The sequence below is a fragment of the Thalassotalea agariperforans genome, assembly GCF_053470345.1.
Genome location: NZ_JBQMWH010000002.1, coordinates 481,886 through 503,046 on the forward strand (window position 1 = coordinate 481,886; position 21,161 = coordinate 503,046).

The 21,161-nt window shown below is 37.2% G+C and carries 21 protein-coding genes and 2 rRNA genes; 10 read left to right on the top strand and 13 right to left on the bottom strand.

Going from position 1 to position 21,161, the window contains the following annotated elements; all coding sequences use genetic code 11:
• Positions 1 to 25: 25 nt before the first annotated feature.
• The 3 genes from ACSLUO_RS05290 to nhaA all read right to left on the bottom strand — a co-directional run bounded on the left by ACSLUO_RS05290 (position 26) and on the right by nhaA (position 4,174).
• Positions 26 to 2,008, bottom strand: coding sequence for a RecQ family ATP-dependent DNA helicase (locus ACSLUO_RS05290; protein ID WP_448246817.1), 1,983 nt, complete (start codon positions 2,006 to 2,008; stop codon positions 26 to 28).
• A gap of 517 nt (positions 2,009 to 2,525) precedes the next feature.
• A complete protein-coding gene (locus ACSLUO_RS05295) occupies positions 2,526 to 2,972 on the bottom strand; it encodes a Rap1a/Tai family immunity protein (protein ID WP_448246819.1) in 447 nt (148 codons plus the stop codon).
• A complete protein-coding gene (gene nhaA / locus ACSLUO_RS05300) occupies positions 2,972 to 4,174 on the bottom strand; it encodes a Na+/H+ antiporter NhaA (protein ID WP_448246820.1) in 1,203 nt (400 codons plus the stop codon). The genes ACSLUO_RS05295 and nhaA overlap by 1 nt, the downstream gene beginning before the upstream one ends.
• Positions 4,175 to 4,327: 153 nt before the next feature.
• On the opposite strand from nhaA, the gene nhaR reads away from it, so the two are divergent.
• Positions 4,328 to 5,236, top strand: a complete 909-nt coding sequence (gene nhaR, locus ACSLUO_RS05305) for a transcriptional activator NhaR (RefSeq protein WP_448246821.1) — start codon at positions 4,328 to 4,330, stop codon at positions 5,234 to 5,236.
• 324 nt (positions 5,237 to 5,560) lie between these two features.
• Positions 5,561 to 6,457 carry a DMT family transporter gene (locus ACSLUO_RS05310; RefSeq protein ID WP_448246822.1) on the top strand — a complete coding sequence of 299 codons (897 nt, stop codon included), beginning with the start codon at positions 5,561 to 5,563 and terminating at the stop codon, positions 6,455 to 6,457.
• A 91-nt stretch (positions 6,458 to 6,548) separates the two neighbouring features.
• On the opposite strand, the gene ACSLUO_RS05315 is transcribed toward ACSLUO_RS05310, so the two are convergent.
• Both ACSLUO_RS05315 and ACSLUO_RS05320 read right to left on the bottom strand, forming a co-directional pair.
• Entirely contained in the window at positions 6,549 to 6,776 is a 228-nt protein-coding gene (locus ACSLUO_RS05315; protein WP_448246824.1) for a hypothetical protein, read from the bottom strand.
• Between the two features lie 6 nt (positions 6,777 to 6,782).
• Positions 6,783 to 7,157, bottom strand: a complete 375-nt coding sequence (locus ACSLUO_RS05320; RefSeq protein WP_448246825.1) for a ribonuclease E inhibitor RraB — start codon at positions 7,155 to 7,157, stop codon at positions 6,783 to 6,785.
• Between the two features lie 109 nt (positions 7,158 to 7,266).
• Between ACSLUO_RS05320 and ACSLUO_RS05325 the strand changes: the two genes are divergently transcribed.
• Entirely contained in the window at positions 7,267 to 8,160 is an 894-nt protein-coding gene (locus ACSLUO_RS05325; RefSeq protein WP_448246827.1) for an RluA family pseudouridine synthase, read from the top strand.
• A gap of 164 nt (positions 8,161 to 8,324) precedes the next feature.
• Here the strand turns inward: ACSLUO_RS05325 and dapA are convergent, their stop codons facing one another.
• Together dapA and ACSLUO_RS05335 are read right to left on the bottom strand one after the other, a co-directional pair.
• Positions 8,325 to 9,236: a 4-hydroxy-tetrahydrodipicolinate synthase gene (gene dapA / locus ACSLUO_RS05330; protein WP_448246828.1), complete on the bottom strand. Its 912-nt coding sequence runs from the start codon at positions 9,234 to 9,236 to the stop codon at positions 8,325 to 8,327.
• A 42-nt stretch (positions 9,237 to 9,278) separates the two neighbouring features.
• Positions 9,279 to 9,659: a hypothetical protein gene (locus ACSLUO_RS05335; protein ID WP_448246830.1), complete on the bottom strand. Its 381-nt coding sequence runs from the start codon at positions 9,657 to 9,659 to the stop codon at positions 9,279 to 9,281.
• A 299-nt stretch (positions 9,660 to 9,958) separates the two neighbouring features.
• Between ACSLUO_RS05335 and ACSLUO_RS05340 the strand changes: the two genes are divergently transcribed.
• From ACSLUO_RS05340 to ACSLUO_RS05350, 3 genes are all read left to right on the top strand, one after another.
• On the top strand, positions 9,959 to 11,254 hold the full coding sequence (locus ACSLUO_RS05340) for a CinA family nicotinamide mononucleotide deamidase-related protein (protein ID WP_448246832.1): 1,296 nt from the start codon (positions 9,959 to 9,961) through the stop codon (positions 11,252 to 11,254).
• Between the two features lie 191 nt (positions 11,255 to 11,445).
• The gene (locus ACSLUO_RS05345; protein WP_448246834.1) at positions 11,446 to 11,772 is read left to right on the top strand and encodes a hypothetical protein; all 327 of its coding nucleotides are present in this window, start codon (positions 11,446 to 11,448) and stop codon (positions 11,770 to 11,772) included.
• A gap of 39 nt (positions 11,773 to 11,811) precedes the next feature.
• On the top strand, positions 11,812 to 13,503 hold the full coding sequence (locus tag ACSLUO_RS05350) for a flagellar assembly protein A (RefSeq protein ID WP_448246836.1): 1,692 nt from the start codon (positions 11,812 to 11,814) through the stop codon (positions 13,501 to 13,503).
• Positions 13,504 to 13,551: 48 nt separating this feature from the next.
• On the opposite strand, the gene ACSLUO_RS05355 is transcribed toward ACSLUO_RS05350, so the two are convergent.
• Entirely contained in the window at positions 13,552 to 15,183 is a 1,632-nt protein-coding gene (locus ACSLUO_RS05355) for an electron transfer flavoprotein-ubiquinone oxidoreductase (RefSeq protein WP_448246878.1), read from the bottom strand.
• Positions 15,184 to 15,519: 336 nt separating this feature from the next.
• Here ACSLUO_RS05355 and ACSLUO_RS05360 point away from each other — a divergent pair, with 336 nt between their 5' ends.
• From ACSLUO_RS05360 to ACSLUO_RS05370, 3 genes are all read left to right on the top strand, one after another.
• Entirely contained in the window at positions 15,520 to 16,272 is a 753-nt protein-coding gene (locus ACSLUO_RS05360; protein WP_448246837.1) for an electron transfer flavoprotein subunit beta/FixA family protein, read from the top strand.
• Positions 16,269 to 17,195, top strand: a complete 927-nt coding sequence (locus ACSLUO_RS05365) for an electron transfer flavoprotein subunit alpha/FixB family protein (RefSeq protein WP_448246839.1) — start codon at positions 16,269 to 16,271, stop codon at positions 17,193 to 17,195. Before ACSLUO_RS05360 ends, ACSLUO_RS05365 begins: the two co-directional genes overlap by 4 nt.
• A gap of 109 nt (positions 17,196 to 17,304) precedes the next feature.
• Positions 17,305 to 17,637 (top strand): translation initiation factor, encoded by a 333-nt coding sequence (locus ACSLUO_RS05370; RefSeq protein WP_448246841.1) that lies wholly within the window; start codon positions 17,305 to 17,307, stop codon positions 17,635 to 17,637.
• Between the two features lie 29 nt (positions 17,638 to 17,666).
• Here the strand turns inward: ACSLUO_RS05370 and ACSLUO_RS05375 are convergent, their stop codons facing one another.
• From ACSLUO_RS05375 to ACSLUO_RS05385, 3 genes are all read right to left on the bottom strand, one after another.
• Positions 17,667 to 18,086, bottom strand: a complete 420-nt coding sequence (locus ACSLUO_RS05375; RefSeq protein WP_448246843.1) for an HIT domain-containing protein — start codon at positions 18,084 to 18,086, stop codon at positions 17,667 to 17,669.
• A complete protein-coding gene (gene ylqF, locus ACSLUO_RS05380; protein WP_448246845.1) occupies positions 18,087 to 19,031 on the bottom strand; it encodes a ribosome biogenesis GTPase YlqF in 945 nt (314 codons plus the stop codon).
• Between the two features lie 403 nt (positions 19,032 to 19,434).
• Positions 19,435 to 19,878, bottom strand: a complete 444-nt coding sequence (locus ACSLUO_RS05385; RefSeq protein ID WP_448246847.1) for a DUF3859 domain-containing protein — start codon at positions 19,876 to 19,878, stop codon at positions 19,435 to 19,437.
• Between the two features lie 149 nt (positions 19,879 to 20,027).
• Here ACSLUO_RS05385 and ACSLUO_RS05390 point away from each other — a divergent pair, with 149 nt between their 5' ends.
• Positions 20,028 to 20,423: an ExbD/TolR family protein gene (locus ACSLUO_RS05390; RefSeq protein WP_448246849.1), complete on the top strand. Its 396-nt coding sequence runs from the start codon at positions 20,028 to 20,030 to the stop codon at positions 20,421 to 20,423.
• 326 nt (positions 20,424 to 20,749) lie between these two features.
• On the opposite strand, the gene rrf is transcribed toward ACSLUO_RS05390, so the two are convergent.
• A 5S ribosomal RNA gene (gene rrf / locus ACSLUO_RS05395) occupies positions 20,750 to 20,864 on the bottom strand.
• Between the two features lie 202 nt (positions 20,865 to 21,066).
• Positions 21,067 to 21,161, bottom strand: a 23S ribosomal RNA gene (locus ACSLUO_RS05400); the annotation flags it as partial.

A 21,161-nucleotide genomic window follows, 5' to 3' on the forward strand; every position in this document is an offset into this window, starting at 1 on the left:
TTTTTACTATTAACACTAAAAAACCTTATAGCGTTGAATATAACTGCGTCACCTTGTCACGAATATCTTGATAACGTTGCTGTTCACATAAAGCAAAGCCACTAAGCTGTTTTACTTTATTTCGACTAAAAATTGGCACACTTAAGCCCGCTAAAAATCGGCAACAGGTATCAATAGATAACATTTCACGTTTAACCTTATGTTTGGCCATGTGCTCGGTAAATTCTTTTAATACCGCCAATAAAGCGGTGTCATCAACTTTAGCTAACATACTTTGTGCGTATTCAGGAGAATAGCTAAGTTTTGTCACTTGCCCTCGGCATACGCTACAATGCCCACACTGCTCAGGTACTTGGTTATCGTCAAAATAACGGGCAAGGTTGGCACTTAAACAGCGATCAAGTTCAAAAAATCGTACTAACGCAGCAATACGCTTAATTTCTTTTTCTTCTTTATCAAGAAAATAGTCTGTTAACCAAGCGGCTAAATTAGGCTGGTTAAGCTTGTTCACATCAACAGTAAACACTTCGGTAATTTTTTTCGTTTCTAAGCTAATTAATTGCTGCTCTTGCAAATATTCCAGCGCTGCCACCACCCGACTGCGTTCACATTGATAATGACTAAATAATGCTTCAAAATCTGGCTCGGCCCATACTTTTTTCATTTGGTTATATTTGAATACCGCAGCCAGAAAATCACCACGTTCACCTGGAAATTTAGCCAAAATTGTTTGCTGCTCAACCAAAAACTTATATTTAAAATCTGCAAAGTATGAAAACTGCGGCTGAATAACCCCTAATAATTCTAGCTGCACCAGTAAGGTTTTTAACGGCAATTGTTTAATATTGCTGTCGTTCGATAAAGTTAAGCCTTGTAATTCCCAACGGCCATTAGCACTTTGTTGTTTAATGTCATTTAGCACTTCCTCAATACCGGCAAGTTCAGGGGTATCACCAAAAACAAAGTTTTCAACGGTATTTAAACCATCTAAATTTGCCAAGGTAATACAGTTTGCAGCATTACCATCGCGCCCTGCTCGGCCAATTTCTTGACTGTAGTTTTCAATAGATTTAGGTAAGTCGTAATGAATAACAAAACGAATGTCAGATTTATCAATGCCCATACCAAAGGCAATGGTGGCAACAATCACCTGACAGCGGTCATTCATAAAATCGTCTTGAATTTGTTGCCTTTGCTCATCAGCAAAACCGGCATGATAAGCTTGCGCATTAATGTGCTGGCTACGTAGATATTCCGCCACCTGCTCTGCGCTTTGCTGTAAGGTCACATAAACAATACCCGCCCCTGTCTGCTGTGAAATGCTATGAACTAGCTGCTGATTTTTTTCATTGCTGGTAACGGCAAGTACCGATAAATCTAAATTTCCCCGATAAAAACCCGTTTGCACTATATGCTCAGGCTTAATGGCAAACTTAGTGGCCATATCATGTTTAACTTTTTTTGTTGCTGTTGCAGTTAATAACAAAACTCGCGGTGGCTCGGTTTGCGAACTCGCCATTTGTGCTAAATAATGCGGCAGCTTTAAATAATCAGGGCGAAAATTATGCCCCCATTCTGAAATACAATGGGCTTCATCAACCACCAACATAGATACAGGTACTGAGCCGATTAACTGACGAAAGCGCTCATTTTTAAAACGCTCAACCGACACCATTAATATTTTAATATGACCTGCCCGTACATCGGCCACCACTTGTTTGTTTTCTTCAGGTGTAAGGGTTGAGTCAATACTAGCTGCGGCAATACCTTTGCTTTTTAAAAACGCTAATTGATCTTTCATTAACGCCAACAAAGGTGACACCACTAAGGTTAAATGAGGTAATTGGGTAGCAGTAAATTGATAACACAAGGATTTACCTGAGCCAGTTGGGAAAATAGCTAAAGATGATTGGCCGGCTAATAGTTGTTGAATGGTTTGCTCTTGACCTTGGCGGAAATGATCAAAGCCAAAAAGGGTTTTTAAGGTATGGTTTAGCTGAGGTTGCATATCAAGAGACAAAGTAAAAGGTAATTTAACCGAACATTATACTTATACCAATCCGTATAAGAAAGTGCTCGCTTAGCGAGAATTTAAAGGCTTAGAGGCATTGATTGAAGATAATGGTTATTCTCGGTAACTACTCCTGCGTTCCCCTAATGTTCTACATCCATGGGGAACCTTGTCAAAATCAATAACGCTGGCTATAAGCCTTTACTTTTTATTAAAGGTACGTCGCCCTTTGGGAACGTATGGGCAGCATGATAACTGCACAAAATTTATTTGATGTAGAATAACTATATCTTCACAAATTTTGTTTGTTCTAATGCCGCCCATAGCGCTCTGAATGAACACCTCTTTATACGGAATGGTATTAATCCCCGTCAAAGTGCATGAAGCGAATAAATTTGTTTTGATAAAAATGAAATAGGGAGCAATTTGCTCCCTATTGATAATTAAGCCTGATCACTTAATTAGTATGGCTATTAGCTTCTGGCTTCTGGCTTCTGGCTTCTGGCTCATTAAATTACCGACAAGGAAATTTAGCCACTAAAGCTTCAAATACTACCTGTTTAAATTCCTTTTTATTTAAGTCATCAATATTTAATAGCTTAGCAACTTCCGAGGTAATGGTTTGACGTGTCAGCTCTTGGGGAATACAAAACTGATATGAAACATTTTTACTCTCTAAGCCGTTGTTTAAGCGCGTTTGATAAACACGTTTAATAAAATCACTTTTTTTCTGATTATTAGCCAACTGTTGCGTTGATAAAATTACCGCATTTTCAGATAACACCGCACTATCAATAAAACCATCAATATAAAGTTTACAGCCATTGAGTGGTTCAGCTTTTACATTTTGCTGGTAGCGTTTACATGCTTCAATAAGCTCAGTTTTAAAGCTAGCTTTAACTTGAAAGCTAGCAATAAAAAAAGTAAATAGAATTAGAGACAATATTTTGTTCATTTTCATTAGTTAACCCCTTCTTTTGCTTTTAATACTTTTTTAGAAGATTTACTGATCACTATAGCACCGGCAATAGCAGAAACAATTGAACCGATTAATACCCCCACTTTAACTTGTGTTAAATAGCCCAAACCTTGTGACTCAAAAGCTAACGAGCCAATAAATAAACTCATGGTAAAACCAACACCACACAACAAACACACCCCATAAAGTTGTGTCCATGTTGCGCCTTCCGGTAATTTACATAACCTAAGTTTAATCGCTAACCAACAGGCAATAAAAATACCTAACTGCTTACCAAGGAATAACCCCCCGATTATACCGATAGAAATTGAGGTAAATAACTCATCAACTGAAGCGTCTGTTAATGATACGCCAGCATTGGCGAAAGCAAAAATAGGTAACACAAAAAAAGCAATCCATGCGTGTAAGTCATGCTCTATTTTATGCGACATCGATTTAGTTTTATCTCGCGCAATTGGAATAAACCAAGCAATAACAAAACCCGCTAACGTGGCATGTACGCCTGACTTTAATACCGCAGCCCAAACGACTATGGCAACCAAAATAAACGGCGTTTTGTTTTCAAGTCTTAGTCGATTAAATAAAAATAAAACCGCTAATCCTATCAACGCAATAAGTAATGATGTCGGCGATAAATCTTCTGAATAAAACAGCGCAATAATAATAACAGCACCAATATCATCAATGATCGCTACCGATAATAAAAACAGTTTTAAACTGGTAGGTAAATATTTACCAAAAATAATAAAAATACCTAATGCAAAAGCAATATCGGTAGCTGACGGAATGGCCCAGCCCCCCATAGCAACCGCATCTTGGTAATTAAATAAGGTATAAATAATCGCTGGAAAGGCAATTCCGGCCACCGCAGCTAAAAAAGGAAGTACAATTTGATCAGGGCGAGAGAGTTGGCCATAGAATAATTCCCGTTTAATTTCTAAACCAACAACAAAAAAGAATACCGCCATCAAACCATCGTTAATCCATAAAATTAACGCTTTCGCAATTTGAAAATCACCAAGGGTAATACTGACAGGGAATTCTAAAAAATCATTATAAGCGCCTTTTAATGGGCTATTAGCAAGAATCAACGCGAGTAATGCAAACATCACTAAAACCATGCCAGAACTAGCGTCATTTTTTATAAAAGCTTTCCAACGTAAAATTATCTTATTCTCAGACATAATAACTCCTTCACATGAGACCCTTTGTTATAAACCAGAATAAAAACAAGTTATAGTCGATTATAGCTAACAATATCATCGAAAAAAGTTGATTAACGAATTTTCCTGCACAACAATATAAAGCATTGAAGCAGAAACTAAACATGGATAAATATGGCAAAATTGAATTACCACCATTTACATTATTTTTACACCATTGCCAAAATGGGCAGCATCATTAAGGCTTCGGAAGTACTGCATATTACGCCGCAAACATTAAGCCATCAGTTAACGACATTAGAAAATCAATTAGGCTATCCGTTGTTTGAACGCAGAGGAAAACGGCTAATTTTAAATGAAATAGGCCATGTAACTTATAGTTATGCTGCTGAAATATTTAATTTAGGCGATGAATTAACCAGTACCATTAAAAACCGGAGTAAAAACGTATCAACTCGGTTTTCAATTGGTGTTAGCGATGTCATTGCCAAGGTGTTTGCCTTTAACTTTTTAAAAACAATTTACACCATGGACGACGAAATAAAGTTGGTGTGTAAAGAAACCAATTTAGAGGTGTTATTAAGTGAACTCGCGATAAATAAACTCGATGCCATTTTAACCGATAGCCCGCTACCAAATGGTTCGGCAATAAAAGCGCATAGTCATTTATTAGGCAAAAGTGGTTTCAGTTTTTTTGCCCATCAAAATATCGTCGATAAACTAACCGGTGAATTTCCGCAATCGCTAAACGGGCAAATGTTTTTTATGACCGGCGAAGGTTCAAATCAAAAACATCATTTACAATCTTGGTTCGAAGAATTAAATCTAACGCCTATAGTGATTGGCGAGTTTGATGACGCTACTTTAGCCATGTATTTTTCACAAGCTGCTTATGGTATTTTTTGTGCGCCTACCATCACCGAACAGCATGTTTTAGAGCAGTTCGATGTTAAACTCATCGGGAAAACCAATGATATTGAAGATGTGTTTTATTTAATTTCGCCTGATCGAAAAATTAAACATCCCGCGATCCAACACATTATTAAAGAAGGTAAAAAGCTTTTTGATTCGCCGATGATTTAAGTAATTTAAGCGCTGTAAAAATTTATCTTAAAAACAATTGACTTAATATTAATCAGCCGCCATTATCAGGTTTCATCAATCAGGAATTGCTTATTAACTATGTTTAACTTAATGCCCAAACTACTCAATAAACGCAACAATGCACTATGGCGAATTCGCTTCGTCAACGCACGTCGTTCGTGTTTCTGTGGATGGGTTTTAGTTAGTCGTAACAATTAAGCAATAACCTAATCGCCACAGAGATCAAATTCTGTGGCTAGAAAACTTCTCTTTCTCTATTCACCGTTTTGCTCTCTTGGCGTTTAACACTAAGGAGTAAAAGTAATGCAATTAGCCGCTGCCTATATCGCCGTTATATTAATTTGGTCAACAACCCCACTCGGTATTGTTTGGAGTTCAGCCTCAGTAAGCCCAACATTGGCTTTATTGATGCGAATGGTGATCGCCTTGGTATTAGGTTTAGCGGTAATTAAGCTGGCGAAAATTACTTTTCCTTGGCATAAACAGGCTGTGCGCTTATATAGCTTTTCCGCTATTGGTATTGCCGGTGGTATGTTTTTTACTTATCTGTCAGCGCAAAGTGTGCCGTCTGGTTTGATCTCGTTAATTTTTGGCTTAGCCCCTTTGTTATCAGGCTTGTATTCGCAAAAATTAATTAAAGAAAAACCTTTTACTTTAGAAAAAAAATTCGCTTTAGTGATCGCGTTTTTGGGCTTATTAATCGTTTGCTTTGATAATTTATTACACATGCCAAACAACTTAATTGGGCTGTTATATGTGTTTATTGCGGTTAACTTATTTTCAGTAAGCGGCGTATTAGTTAAAAGTGTTGTTATTAAAATACATCCAATCGCCAGCACGGTTGGTACGCTAACGATAACTCTGCCCTTTTTTGTTATTACTTGGTTAGTGCTTGATGGTAACTTTGTGATGCCTGATTGGCAGCCAAAAGCACTATGGAGCATTATCTATTTAGGGGTATTTGGCTCATTACTTGGCTTTATTGCCTATTTTTATGTGCTACAGCGTTTATCGGCAAGTACGGTTTCGTTAGTCACGTTAATGACACCAATTATCGCTATTATGTTAGGTCATCAATTTAATGGGGAAATGATCAGCCAAAGTTTAATTTTTGGCTCTGCTTTAGTATTACTGGGCTTGTTTTTATACTGCTTTGGTCATTTAGGCGTATATGCTTTTAGAGTTAACACCTTAAAATAGCAATATTAACAGCTAAAAAATGGTTGGTTAAAGTGCGTGAATAGCTCATGATAATCAACCCTTTTTTGTTCATATTAATGGCTAACTCTGCTTAAACAATATCGAGTTCAATATCCGTACAACCTTTTTTACAGCGGATCACGGCTGGTTCAATTTGCTCTTTTTTTACTTTTTTATCGTAGAACTCAATCACTTGTTTACAGTGTTCGCACACCATAGTGCGCCCCGCTAATACTTTTTTGATCAATGCTTTTTGATCATTAAATGATTTCGCACTTTGTTTTCCTAATGCTTTAAATAGGCTGCTATCTATCATCATTCGGCCTTAATTAACGTTTTCATCAGGTAAATAATCAGCAACCTCTGGGCAATACCAACCATCAAATAAACCCGACTCTGGCTCTGCATGAGTAACTAACAAGTCTTGATAACCCGTTAAGGTTTGATAATTTAATGGCATTGATGGATAAGCAGTAATTTCCCAATTGTGGCTAGGGTGCGAATCATAAGGTGTAAAAGAAATTTTTTGGTTGTTTTCTAACAAAATTTGCGCAAAAGCCAATGCTTGTTGCTGCGTTGGAAAAATCATTGAAAATTCAATTTCAAAAATTTGATTAAGATCACAGCCCTGATTTAACAAATGCCACAAGTTATCACCGGTTTCATCTTCAGGAAATAAATCTTTATCGCGTGTTATCATTTGTTCGTTTTCCTATTTCATGCATTTATTGCTATTACTCTATAATAACAGGCTTTGCTTCTGATAAACTACCGTCTAATAGCCATTATTATTGATAAGAAGTGAGTAAGTGCATAAATTTGAATTACATATCGATATAACCGGCGCAGTTCTCGCTGCTGAATTAAGCTTAATTCATTTATTAGAGCAACAAATACAACAAACACCCAACGCGCCAACCTTATCTAAAGCTGAACTTAAAAGTGCGATAGACAAAGGCGCTTTATGGTTAACTAGGCGTAAACGCACTAATCGCTTACGCCGCTTAAAAACCAGCTTACAATTGCACGACCAAGTACATTTTTATTACAACGCTGAGGTATTAGCGCAGCCAACACCTGAAGCCAAATTGATTGCTGACTTTCATGATTACAGTGTTTGGTTTAAACCCTATGGCATGTTGTCACAAGGCAGCAAATGGAGTGAGCATTGCACTATTACACGCTTTGCCCAGCAATATTTTAATCATGATAGAGCTTGTTTTATTGTTCACCGTTTAGATAAAGCGGCAACAGGATTGATCATGGTTGCTCATAGTAAAACAGCAACACAAAAGTTAACGGCAATGTTTGAAGCGCATGACTTTGAAAAACATTACCAAATAATTGTTGCCGGAGATTTTTCCACACAAAGCTCCCCACTTGTTATTAATACGCCCATTGATGATAAAGAATCTCTGAGTATCTTCAATTTTAATCAGTTTAATAGCGCCCGCAATAGTTCGTTAATTGATGTAAAAATTGCCACGGGTAGAAAACACCAAATACGAAAACATGCCGCGAGTATTGGTTTTCCGATCATTGGTGATCGCTTACATGGTGACAAAACCATAAATGAACAGCAATTTAACGGGCTTGATTTACAGTTATGCGCGGTGAAACTTGCCTTTATTTGCCCGATCAGCCAACAAACTAGAGAGCTAATTTTACCGGATCAGTTACGGCCAAACTTGTCGAATATGTAAAGTTGTTTAACAGAACATTAATACCATTGCGTATAAGTCGTTTTAAATTTACTTTTTTGATAGTTAAGAAACTAAAAAGCCCAGCCAAATTGAACATTTGGTTGGGCTTTGTTATTTGTTTGCTAATTATATTAGCCGATTATGATAACTAACTTTTAATTTAGTTAAACACAATAAGTAAAATCATCATCCGCTAATAAGTTTAATTCATCACCTACTAGGTTTTCTTGACCAACGGCGGTTAATAAATCAAAGCCTTGCTGACGCTGTGCTAACGTTAATGCTTGATAAGGTAAACGGAAATTAGGTTTCACCGCATTTGTCATCATTAATGCCGTATTAATTGCAATTGGATTTGGTTCACAAAATAACCAGCCCATCATGCCTTGTACTTTTTGATTAAGTTCAACGGCGCTTTCATCATCCATCAAGGTACGCATAATTTCAGGAACAATATTCGAAGTTACTGAAATTACACCATGTGATTTATGCTGATGGCGCGCGGCAAAGCTTTCGTCGTCGTTACCTGACCAACAAGCAATACCTTTCGCTTCATAATAGGCAATGCGATCATTACCAGCACATTCTTTCACACCAATAAAGTTTTCATGCTCAGAAATTTGTTCAATAATTTCAGGTGTTAAATCTTGCCCTGTTCTGCTTGGCACATTGTAAATATATGCAGGCCCTAATTCTAAAACACGTTTAAAATGTTCAACAACACCAGCATCTGATGTTCTGCCATAATACGGGTTAATTTGTAATGCTGCGTCCATTCCCATAGCAAAACCATGCTCTGTCGCTTTTAATGCTTCACGAGTATTATTACTACCAGTATTGCCAACAACAATTAATTTTTCGCCATACTTATGCACGGTATGAGCAATCAACATAATATGCTCTTCCCAGCTTAATAAGTGTCCTTCACCTGTGGTACCACCAACAATTAAACCGTCGACACCGGCTGAAATCTGCTGTTCTACCAGCCAATCGTAAGTGGTTAAATCAATTTCACCATCGGCTAAGTAAGGGGTTTTAATGGCAGTAATTAAACTTGCTGCTTTTAATTGCTTCATTGTTTTCTCATTTACTTGAAAAATTATATAAATACGTTGTCATTAACAATTTCCTACATCACTAGTTAAGCGGCGAGAAATATATATTTCTTGAGAAACGACATGCTGATATTTAAATGTTTGGTTGGTCAAAGCCAATACGCGGTACGCATTATAGTTATCTGGCTCGTTCAAATCTACTGCGTAATGCTCATCATCAATAAATTCGCTTTTTGTCATGGTAAAATGAATATCGCCAACTAAGCCCCAATCCCCCAATTCTATTGATTGTTGAGTGATTTCGCCAGCCATATCTTGGTAAATAAAAGTAAATTCAAAACTACCGTCAGCTGACATTTCAGCGTACTCAGATACTTGATTACCTTGTTCATCCGTATCCGTTCGGTACCATTTGCCAATTAATAGCTCGCGAGAATAAACCATAAAAAAATAAAACTACCACAGACTATTGAATACATGAGCATTAAAATCGCTATTATTACTGCTGAAATAGCCGCTATTTACACAGCCCAACACCAATAAAAACGAAAGATACGCTATAAGCCGGCAATAGTATCACCGTTGAATTAAAAACTCATTATTCTGGTGCAGATATTTGTATTTTATTTTGTAATAAACCCTATGTTAACTGCTGAATTTTATCACCTCTGCTCCCTAATACGGCCATTGCTATCAGTAACAAACTATTCTACTCTAATGAAAATTTTTTAAGGGAAATCTGTGTGAAAGTACAATTATTATTGACGGGTAATGAATTGATGTCTGGCGATATTGTTGACAGTAATTCGGCTATGATCGCTCAACAATTAAAAGCGATAGGTATAGAAGTTAAACGAAAAGTTACTGTCTCTGATGATATGTCTTTATTAATAAATGAAATAAAACAAATCAGTCAACAAGCAGATGTGCTTATTATTAATGGTGGATTAGGCCCAACAACAGATGATTTAACCGCTGAAGCATTAGCTAATGCCGCTAATGTTGATTTATCACAACACACCGACGCATTAGCTCATATAAAAACATGGTGCGAAGCCCGCGGTGCTAAGCTTAATGAGCCAAACCTTAAACAAACAATATTACCGGCCGGTTGTGACATTATTGCCAATAGTGTTGGCAGTGCCGTAGGTTTTAAATTAACAATCAATCACTGTGATATTTATTGTACTCCTGGCGTGCCAAGTGAATTAAAAGTCATGCTAGCGGATGAAATAATTCCCGCGTTAAAAAAACAATTACCTGCAGATATCACCAGCCATACTACCCGCTTGCAAGTATTTGGTTATGGCGAGTCAGGCTTACAAAAGTTATTAGTTGAGCAATTCCCCAACTGGCCAACAAGCTTAGAGATTGGTTACCGCGCAAGCATGCCTTTATTAGAGTTAAAGATAACCTCTCGTAGTCATCAAGATTTGCAGCTAAAAGAACAATGGCTAACAAAAATCAAAGCGCTTTTAGGTGATCATATTGTCAGCGAAATAAAAGATCAGCCGCAAAGCCTAGCCGCTACCTTGATTGATTTGCTGAAAAAAGAAAACAAAACATTAACTACCGCTGAGTCATGTACTGGTGGCTTAATTTCAAGTCTATTAACAAAAGAAGCTGGCGCTTCGGCTGTTTTTCATGCGGGTTTTGTTACCTACTCTAATGAGATCAAACATTCAATATTAGGTGTATCTAATTCAATTATTGAACAGCACGGCGCTGTCAGTGAAGAAACGGTGTTGGCTATGGCAAAAGGCGCATTAGCAAAATCTGGCTCTGATCTGGTGATTGCTGTTTCAGGTATAGCTGGCCCCGATGGTGGTACTGCTGAAAAACCGGTTGGTAGCTTTTGGTTAGCTTGGGGAGATAATAGCCACTTGCAAAGCGTTTATTTACAAGTTAAATCAAATCGCTGGCATTTCCAGCAGTCCGTAGCGGCCATTGGGCTAGATTTGATCCGCAGAAAAATACATGGTTCAACCGAAACACCACGTTATTTTATTGAGCGAAAACATCAAAAAGCAGAAAACTAACCTAAACTCAAGAAAATTAAGGCATATATTGTCATATTTAATTGCGCTATTTTAGAAAAGTTTATATATTGGTTTGTATACAAAAATTAAAAGTCATAACAGCAGACTCGGCTTTTCCCAAAAAAACTATAAAACGCAATAATTAATATTCGTCATTTATTGCGCTTGTCGAGCATAAAAGGAGCTTGGTTTTGATCGAGAAAAACTTTATCACTAGTGGTAGAAATACCATTATTCATAAAATTAGAAAAATAGATTTAATTATTATTAACGGCTCGGCTTCGCCTGTGATTGTAAGTAATAGAGGAATTGCCCCTTACAAAGGCCCTATTCCCCATAAAAAATCTGAAGCTAAAAAGAACTACCAAGAAGTCATCGATTTAGGCTCAGTTGAAATATTTGGTGAAGAGAAAAAGCTTCTTTTTATTCAAGCTCTTGACAACAAAGAATATAAAATTGATTACACTAAGCAAGGAACTGTTAACTTTATTAAAGTGCATCAAGACTCGTATATATAATGCCTTGTCACTTTTGTAATTAGAGTCGAGAATTATCTAATGACTACAGCAAGTTTAACGCAAAATAAAAAAAATAACGTTAACTTAGTATTGGTACCTCGTAAAACAGACCAGCCACTTACTGAAGCTTCTATTTATGAATTAATTGACAATTCTGAATACACTAGCCTGTTTGTTATTTCAGCCAACATTAAAAACGCTATTGCAGAATTAAATAGCGAACTTAAAGCCCTCGCTGCAGGGCTTAATGGTAGAGAAATAACCTATGAAATTTTAGAACGTCGTGATGCCACCGTTGAGTTTAAAATAGAAAATGATGATATGTCGGCCAGTGCCGAGATTACCACAGCACTTGGTGGTAAGCATATCAGCGCTAAAGTGCTATTATCACAAGCACAAGAATTTGGCATCAAAAAAGGGTTTATTAAAGAAGCTCTTATTAATTTAGCTCAAGCAGCAGCTAAAGCCGAACCCGGCACCACAGTTGACGCTGTTATCGCCCAAGGTAAACAAGCCGTTAATGGCAAAGATACAAAAATAAAGCCTCTGGTAGAAAGTGCTCAAGCACGAATTTTAAAACCGAAAGAGCGTGATGATGGCTCTGTCGACATGCGAGATTTAGGCGATATTATTTGCGTAAAAATTGGTGATCCTTTAGCCAAACGCATCCCTTTTACGCTTGGCGTTCAAGGTTATACTGTTACCGGCACCCCACTAGAACCAACTCCCGGCGATGATAAAACGTTAATTGCCGGTGAAGGCACTGAACTGAGCCCGCGTGATAAAGATTTACTTATTTCAAAGCTGGTTGGTTTACCTAAAATTATCGACAATGGCATGCAAGTCGATAAAGTTTATCAAATCAATAATGTTGATGTTAGTACCGGCCATATCAAATTTGAAGGCAGCGTTATCATTACAGGTGACGTTAAAGACAGCATGAAGGTTGTCGCCTCTGGCGATATCACAATAGCAGGTTTTGTTGAATCAGCTTACCTTGAAGCCGGTGGTGACATTACCATTCAAAAAGGCATCATTGGTCGCAAGCAAGAAGTAGAAGAAGCTGGCGATATTCAAGATATTCAAATGAGCGCACTACTCGTCGCTAAAGGTAATATTTTTGCGATGTATAGCCAATATGCCGAGATAAGTTGCGAAGGCAATGTTCGAATTGAAAATCAATTAATGCATAATATTGTTAAAGTCACCGGTCACTTATGGGTTGGTAAAGAAGATAAAGCCAATGGTAAGTTAATTGGTGGTTATATTCATGCCGGCCAATATGTTAGCTCAGGCATTATCGGAGCAACCGCAGGTAGTAAAACGATAATTTCATTTGACAAAAAAGTAGATCATTTTAAAGAGAATATAGCGGAAATTGAGGGTCGATTACAGGAAGAGTCGACAAAAGCACAAGAGTTACAAGCGCTTGCTAAAAAAATGAAAGATTTACCGAAAAAAGTCGCTAACCCCGAAATGCTTGCCAAAGTTATTTCTACCTATAAACATCACGCTCAAAATATGGCTGGAATCATTAGAGAAAAGGAGTTGGCTGAGCAAGAGCTACAAGAGTACATGAGCAGTGTTTATATTGTAGGAACCGAGCGTTTATATCACGGTGTAGAAATGCGAGTTGGAGATTTTCATGAGCGTACAAAACGTGAGTACGGGCCAAGTAAACTGATTTACTCAGAAAGAAAAGTTCACATTGAACCGCTCGTAAATACATAACCTTTAATATGCTGTTTTAGCTATTAAAAAGAGCCTTTCGGCTCTTTTTTACATATTAGGGTAATTTGGCCCACCGCCTCCCTCTGGTGGTAGCCAAGTAATATTTTGGCTAGGATCTTTAATATCACAGGTTTTACAATGAATACAATTTTGGGCGTTAATAACAAAGCGGGCCCCTTGCTCATGCTCTTCTATTTCGTAAACGCCCGCAGGACAATAACGAACGGCTGGCTCAGCATATTTAGCTAAATTCACGGCAATCGGGATAGTTGGCTCTTGTAATTTTAAATGACAAGGCTGGCTTTCTTCATGATTGGTATTTGATAAATACACAGAAGATAACTTATCAAAGCTTAAAATATTGTCAGGTTTAGGATAAGTTATTTTATTAACAGTACGAGCCAGTAACATTTTTTGATAATCATGAGATGTATCTTTTATATTAAAGGGTAATTTTCCAGCAAAAATATTGTGATTAAGGGTATTAAAAGCACCGCCCCAAAACGTACCAAACTTATGTAAAGCTGGCGCGAAGTTCCGAGCATTATACAGTTCTTGATATAACCAAGATTGTTTGAACTTTTCTTGATAGCTAACGAGCTCATCCCCTCCCTCATTACCCGCGGCTAGTGCTTCAACAATACTTTCTGCAGCAAGCAAGCCTGATTTCATCGCGGTATGATTCCCTTTTATTTTAGCAAAGTTGATCGTGCCCGCATCACAACCAATTAGTAATGCTCCAGGCATGGATTGTTTAGGTAATGATTGAAAACCTCCTTTACTAATAGCTCTCGCACCATATGATACACGCTTGCCACCTTGCAAATGTTGACTGATGACTGGATGGTGTTTATAACACTGAAACTCATCAAATGGACTTAAATACGGATTCTGGTAATTTAAGTCAATAATCATCCCTACATAAACTTGATTATTATCACCATGGTATAAAAATCCTCCACCACCGGTGTCATTATCTAGCGGCCAGCCCGCTGAATGCACCACTAAGCCTGGGGTATGATGTTCTGCCGGAATGTCCCATATCTCTTTAAAGCCAATACCATAATGTTGTGGTGTTTTACCTTGCGAGAGCTCAAATTTATCGATTAATTGTTTACCTAGATGACCACGGCAGCCTTCCGCAAAAATAGTGTATTTAGCTCGTAATTCCATGCCGGCAACAAAACTGTCTTTTTCTTCACCATTAGCATCAAGTCCCATATCTCCAGTAATAATACCGGCAACATGATCACCTTGATATAAAACCGCTTGCGCACTAAAACCTGGAAAAATTTCAACACCTAATTGTTCAGCCTGTTCAGCTAACCAACGGCAAACATTGCCCATGCTAACAACATAATTTCCTTTATTATGCATGGTATGTGGTACAACGCATGACGGTAATTGAATACTTTTATCTTTGCTATTCAGGTAATAAAAATTGTCTTGGTTAACGGGTGTTGTTATTGGCGCTTGTCGTTCTTGCCAATCGGGAAATAATTCATCGAGTGATTTAGTATCGAGGATAGCGCCCGAAAGAATATGCGCTCCAACTTCTGAGCCTTTCTCTACCACACAAACGGTTAATGTTTGCTCTATATCATTCGCTAACTGCATAATTCGGCAGGCCGCACTTAAACCTGCGGGGCCAGCACCAACAATAACAACATCAAACTCCATAGACTCACGTTGAATTTCTCGTTGCATAATATTCATCTCACAATCATCAATAATAAAATTAAAACACTCGTTTGAATTTAAAACAAGTGTTTGATAATATCCAGTATAAGATTTAACTAAATAATCGCTTTTGAATAGAAATTTGTCCTGCACAAAACCAAAAGCTAACTAAACTATTTATTAAACAAATGATAAAACAGCAAATTAATAACAAACTTAGCCATAGATAAAGCGTAGACCAAATGGATAAATTCTCAGAATAAACACAGAATTAAATAAGAATTTAATAATTATCTTATCGTTTTAAGTTAACAATAGATGAAAGTTGAGGAAAACATGAAAATATTGGTTCCCATCAAGCGTGTGATCGACTACAACGTAAAAATAAAAGTCAAAACAGACAACTCTGATGTTGATTTAAATAATGTAAAAATGGCGATCAATCCCTTTTGTGAAATAGCAGTGGAAGAAGCTATCCGATTAAAAGAAGCTGGCCATGCCAGTGAAATTATTGTGGTATCTATTGGTGATAAAGCTTGCCAAGAACAACTTCGTTCAGCCCTAGCTTTAGGTGCTGATCGCGCTATTCAAATAGAAACAGAGCAGCAACTAGACTCTCTTAATATCGCTAAACTATTAAACGAAGTGGTGAAAGAAGAGCAACCTAGTTTAATTATTCTGGGTAAACAGGCTATTGACTCAGATAACAACCAAACCGGCCAAATGTTAGCGGCATTGGCTGATTTACCTCAAGCCACTTTTGCTTCCAAACTTGTTATTGAAAATAATCAGGCCATTGTCACCCGTGAAATTGACGGTGGCTTACAAACCTTAGCCCTAACTTTACCAGCAGTGGTAACAACAGATCTTAGGTTAAATGAACCAAGATATGCCAAACTCCCTGATATTATGAAAGCTAAACGCAAACCATTGGCAGTTAAACATGCTGGCGACTATGACATTGATTTAAGCCCAAGAGTAGAGCTACTCGCAGTTCAAACACCAGCCCAACGCACTGCTGGTATTATTGTTGACGATGTCGATATGTTAATCGATAAATTAAAAAATGAAGCTAAGGTGATCGCATGAGTATTTTAGTATTAGCCGAACATGACAATAACACACTATCATCTTCAACTTTAAAAACCATTAATGCGGCCAGCCAAATAAATACTAACGTAGATTTATTAATCGCCGGTTTAAAATGCGAAACAGTAGCAGAGCAAGCAAGTAAAATAACCGGTGTTAAGCAGGTTTTGTTGGCTGATAATGAGGCTTATCAACATCAACTAGCTGAAAATATTGCCCCATTGATTATTTCTTTAGCGGATAAATATCAATATTTTATTGCGACAGCATCAACCACAGGCAAAAATATTATGCCTCGTGTCGCTGCAAAGTTAGATGTTACTCAAATATCTGAAATTACCGGTATTGAAAGTGAAGATACTTTTTATCGCCCTATTTATGCCGGTAACGCGATCGCAAAAGTAAAAAGTTTAGATGCAAAAAAAGTATTAACAGTAAGGGCGACGGTATTTGATGCGGCAACATTAACCGGTAATGCTGACGTTGTGCCGATAACAACAATTTTTAACTCAGATAAAGTTAAGCAAGTGAATGAGCAATTAACCGTATCTGAGCGTCCTGAGCTCAGTAGTGCACCTGTTGTTATTTCAGGTGGTCGCGGTATGCAAAATGGTGAAAACTTTAAACTACTGGAAAATATTGCTGATAAAGTCGGTGGTGCGATCGGTGCTTCCCGAGCAGCAGTTGATGCCGGTTTTGTTGCCAATGATTTACAGGTTGGGCAAACAGGTAAAATTGTCGCGCCTGATTTATACATTGCCGTTGGCATTTCTGGTGCTATTCAACATTTAGCCGGAATGAAAGAATCTAAAGTTATTGTGGCTATTAATAAAGATCCTGACGCGCCAATATTCCAAGTAGCTGACTACGGCTTAGTGGCTGATTTATTCGATGTTTTACCTGAACTAGCTGACAAGCTATAAGCAGTAACAAATAATGGCCCCCTATAAACCAGCTAAGATGCTGGTTTTTTTATCGCTGCCTTTTCTCTATAATACCGTATCATTAATTTTTAATAAGTGTTTTTTTCTTATGTCGATGCATGATCAGCTTTCTCAATTAGTATTTTCTACAGATGGAGGCAGAATAAAAGAAGAAAAAGCTAAACCTGAAATTACCCCATCAGACGGTTTTGCTAAAGTAAGACGTGAAACCAAAGGCCGAAAAGGTAAAGGCGTTATGGCTATTTCCGGCTTAGGACTAGATGCAAAAGCATTAAAAGATCTCGCCAGTAAACTCAAAAAAACCTGTGGTTGTGGTGGCAGCGTTGTCGGTGAAACCATTGAAATACAAGGTGATAAACGCGAATTAATAAAACAGGTATTAGAAAAAAACGGCTTTAAAGTGAAATTTATTGGCGGCTAAACTTAACAGCCTAACCCCAGTTTCACACTTTATGCTGTAATACTTTCTAACAACGGAACCAGTTTCGCTTTAATTTCTTCAATTTCAGCAACTGAATACTTTATTGCCGGCAATTTTCCCCAAACTGGTGCCGGCCATGCTGCATCAGTTTTAAAGCGAACAATATGGTGTACATGTAACTGCGGACAGATATTACCTAAAGCGGCAACATTCATCTTATCCCCTTTGAATACCTGCATTAATAATTCAGACAATAAGCTAGATTCATTTAGAAATTGCAGTTGATCTTGCCATTCAAGTTGGTAAATGTCTTGAATATCATTAACTCTTGGTACCAAGATGAACCATGGGTATTGTTTATCATTGCTTAATAACAATCGAGATAAAGGCAATTCAGCAAGGGTGACCGTGTCGTTGGCCAACATTGGATGTAAAATAAAGTCAGTCATTTATCTTCCTTTTTTCGGTTTATTTTTACGACCGCGACCACGTGCTAATTTTTTCGCTTCTCTTGCGGCAATTTTAGCTGCTTCTAATTCAGCAAAATGAATGTTTTCTGCTTCAATCATCTCCGGTGTTTCAAAGGTTAACGGCCCTAAAGTTTTATCTCTAATTTCGTTAATAAGAATAGCGGATGCTTTGTGGAAGTCGACAATACCTCCGCTTTTAACGCAACCTCTATTACGCCCAATCGCTTCTATTAATTCTACTTCTTGCTCTGGTAAGTCAGTAATTTGATAACGAGCTTTTAAACGTTCAGGATACGCGGATAATAAATATTCCGCAGCAACACAGGCGATCTCTTCATGATCAAAGGCGGTATCTTTAACAGCACTGGTAATTGCTAAACGATAACCGCTGCTTTCATTAACAATTTTCGGCCACAACATGCCCGGTGTATCATATAAATACAAACCGTCTTCTAAACGAATACGTTGTTGCCCTTTTGTTACTGCGGGTTCATTACCTACTTTTGCTTTTGCTTTTCCTACTAAAGTATTTAATAAGGTAGATTTACCCACATTGGGGATCCCCATGATCACAGCATTAATTTGTTTACCTGTTTCATCTTTATGAGGTACAAGCTTTTTAATTAAACTAGGTAATGTTTTAGCAACACTTGGATTATCAGTTGTTAATGCAATGGCTTTAACATTATGCTGTGATTCAAGGTAGTTCAGCCACACTTGAGTAAGTTCAGGATCAGCTAAATCACTTTTATTTAAAATTTTAATTAACGGCTTATCACCTCTGATCTCGGTGATCATTGGGTTTTCGCTGCTAAACGGTAGGCGAGCATCACAAACTTCTATCACAACATCGATTTGCGGTAGAATTTCTTTGATCTCTTTTTGGGCTTTATGCATATGCCCAGGGAACCAATTTATTGCCATAGGATTAATTCAACATAGTTTTATCTTAATGAAGTCATTCTACCAAGTAACACGACGTTATGGCATCCTCTGACTTGGATAAATGAATTAATTCACTTAATTAGGGTCTGTTGATTTTAGTTTATATTATCAGCAACAGGCTATTTTAAGTGATAGCAAAGCAGAATGAAGGTTGTTTGCTTATTTCAAATGAGTGAATTCCAAATGAGTGAAATTCTAATACCGCTAGCGTAAAAAATAGCCATTGCACTGTGCACTGAGGGCTGAGGGCTGAGGCTAAAATCGATTTACTCGGCGTTAAAAATTATTGGTTTAGATGACTCAACGACATAATTTCAGCCTTGATTAAAACGATTTTATCTCTCGGCTGAATTATTAAACAAAGATAAACAGACCCTAACTATTATCGCTTTTTTATTCTTCTATTTAACAACGCAAAATCATCCATTTGCTGACAATAATCCAGAGAAATATCAAAGGTTTTATCCGTAATAATATTGCCCTGATATTCAATAACTATACGCCACGGACCAATTTTATCATCAATGGGTGCCCAAATAGTATCTCCTAAAAAAAAGTCCCAATCATTTGTTTTAACATATATTTCATCCTCAAAAGGTGCCATAACATGGCCTTTTTTATCTAAAACATCAGGATGATAAATAATAAAATTTAGTCGACAACCTTTGCCTTTTTTAACATTCAAAATATAGCCAAACTCAACATCAATTTCAGCCGGAATATCCGTAGTAAACTCCTTTATTTTAGGAAGTTCTTTTGATTTAGCATCCCACTCACTATAAATGCCATAACTCTGGATTGAAAACTCAGGTTTATTTTTAGCCATACACTACTTTGATTACTGTTCAATTAAAAAATAAAGGTGACAATATTTTATCATCTTTATTAATTTGATTAATTCATTTTTATCAACCAAACTTAATTACGAATAAAATCGTAAATAGACAAAGATATAAAAATCATAAGGATAAAATTATGACAAAAAAGAAACTGTTTGTTGCTAATGATGATGCTGAAGTGGATATGACGCCAATGCTAGATATTGTATTTATTTTATTAATATTTTTTATAGTCACCACCTCCTTTGTAAAAGAGCTAGGTATTGAGGTGCTTAAACCTGAGTCTAAAACGACAGAAACAATCAATAAACCAAATATGGTGATTAATATTTCAGAAGATGGGTTGATCCGTTTTAATAATAAATTAGTTGATATCGAAAGAGTACCTTCACGTATATCTCAATTCCTTGCTAAAAATGACACTACAACAGTGTTATTAATTCCTGAAGCTGATGTAAGCTATGATCTTGCCGTAGCAGTTATGGATAAAATAAAAAGCTACTCTCAACTCGCCATTGCTATAGGAAAGTAGCACTTAATAACATACCTATAGAAAAGAATTAACCGCAGAAAAGCAAAAAGCCCGCAACAGTGTTGCGGGCTTCTTTTAATAGAAGTCTAGCGATGTCCTACTCTCACATGGGCTTTACTGTAACATAAGTAACACTACCATGACGTGAAGGAAGCACTAATGTCGTGGAGGCATGGATGCCTAGAAACGACAGGCGCAATTGCGTTTCATTATCTAAACTAAATTAGAAGTCTAGCTTCATGATCTCATATAGCTAATTTTGATAAATATTATGAAGACAGGAAGAAAAAAGCCCGCAACATTGTTGCGGGCTTCTTTTAATAGAAGTCTAGCGATGTCCTACTCTCACATGGGAACTCCCACACTACCATCGGCGCAATTGCGTTTCACTTCTGAGTTCGGCATGGGATCAGGTGGTACCACAATGCTATTGTCGCTAGACAAAAACATGTTGTTAAGTGATGTATCACTCAACATTAATAATCTTGGAAAGCTTATTGTGTGTTGTTGTTTATCAATCACACCGTCGCATAAATACCTTAGCTCTTATTCAGTACTCGTAAGTACGTGATATTCTGTTTTTAAACTTATGTCAGTCTCATACAACTCAATGTTTACTCTCGTAAAACCACTTGGGTGTTGTATGGTTAAGCCTCACGGGCAATTAGTATCAGTTAGCTCAATGCCTCACAGCACTTCCACACCTGACCTATCAACGTTGTAGTCTCCAACGACCCT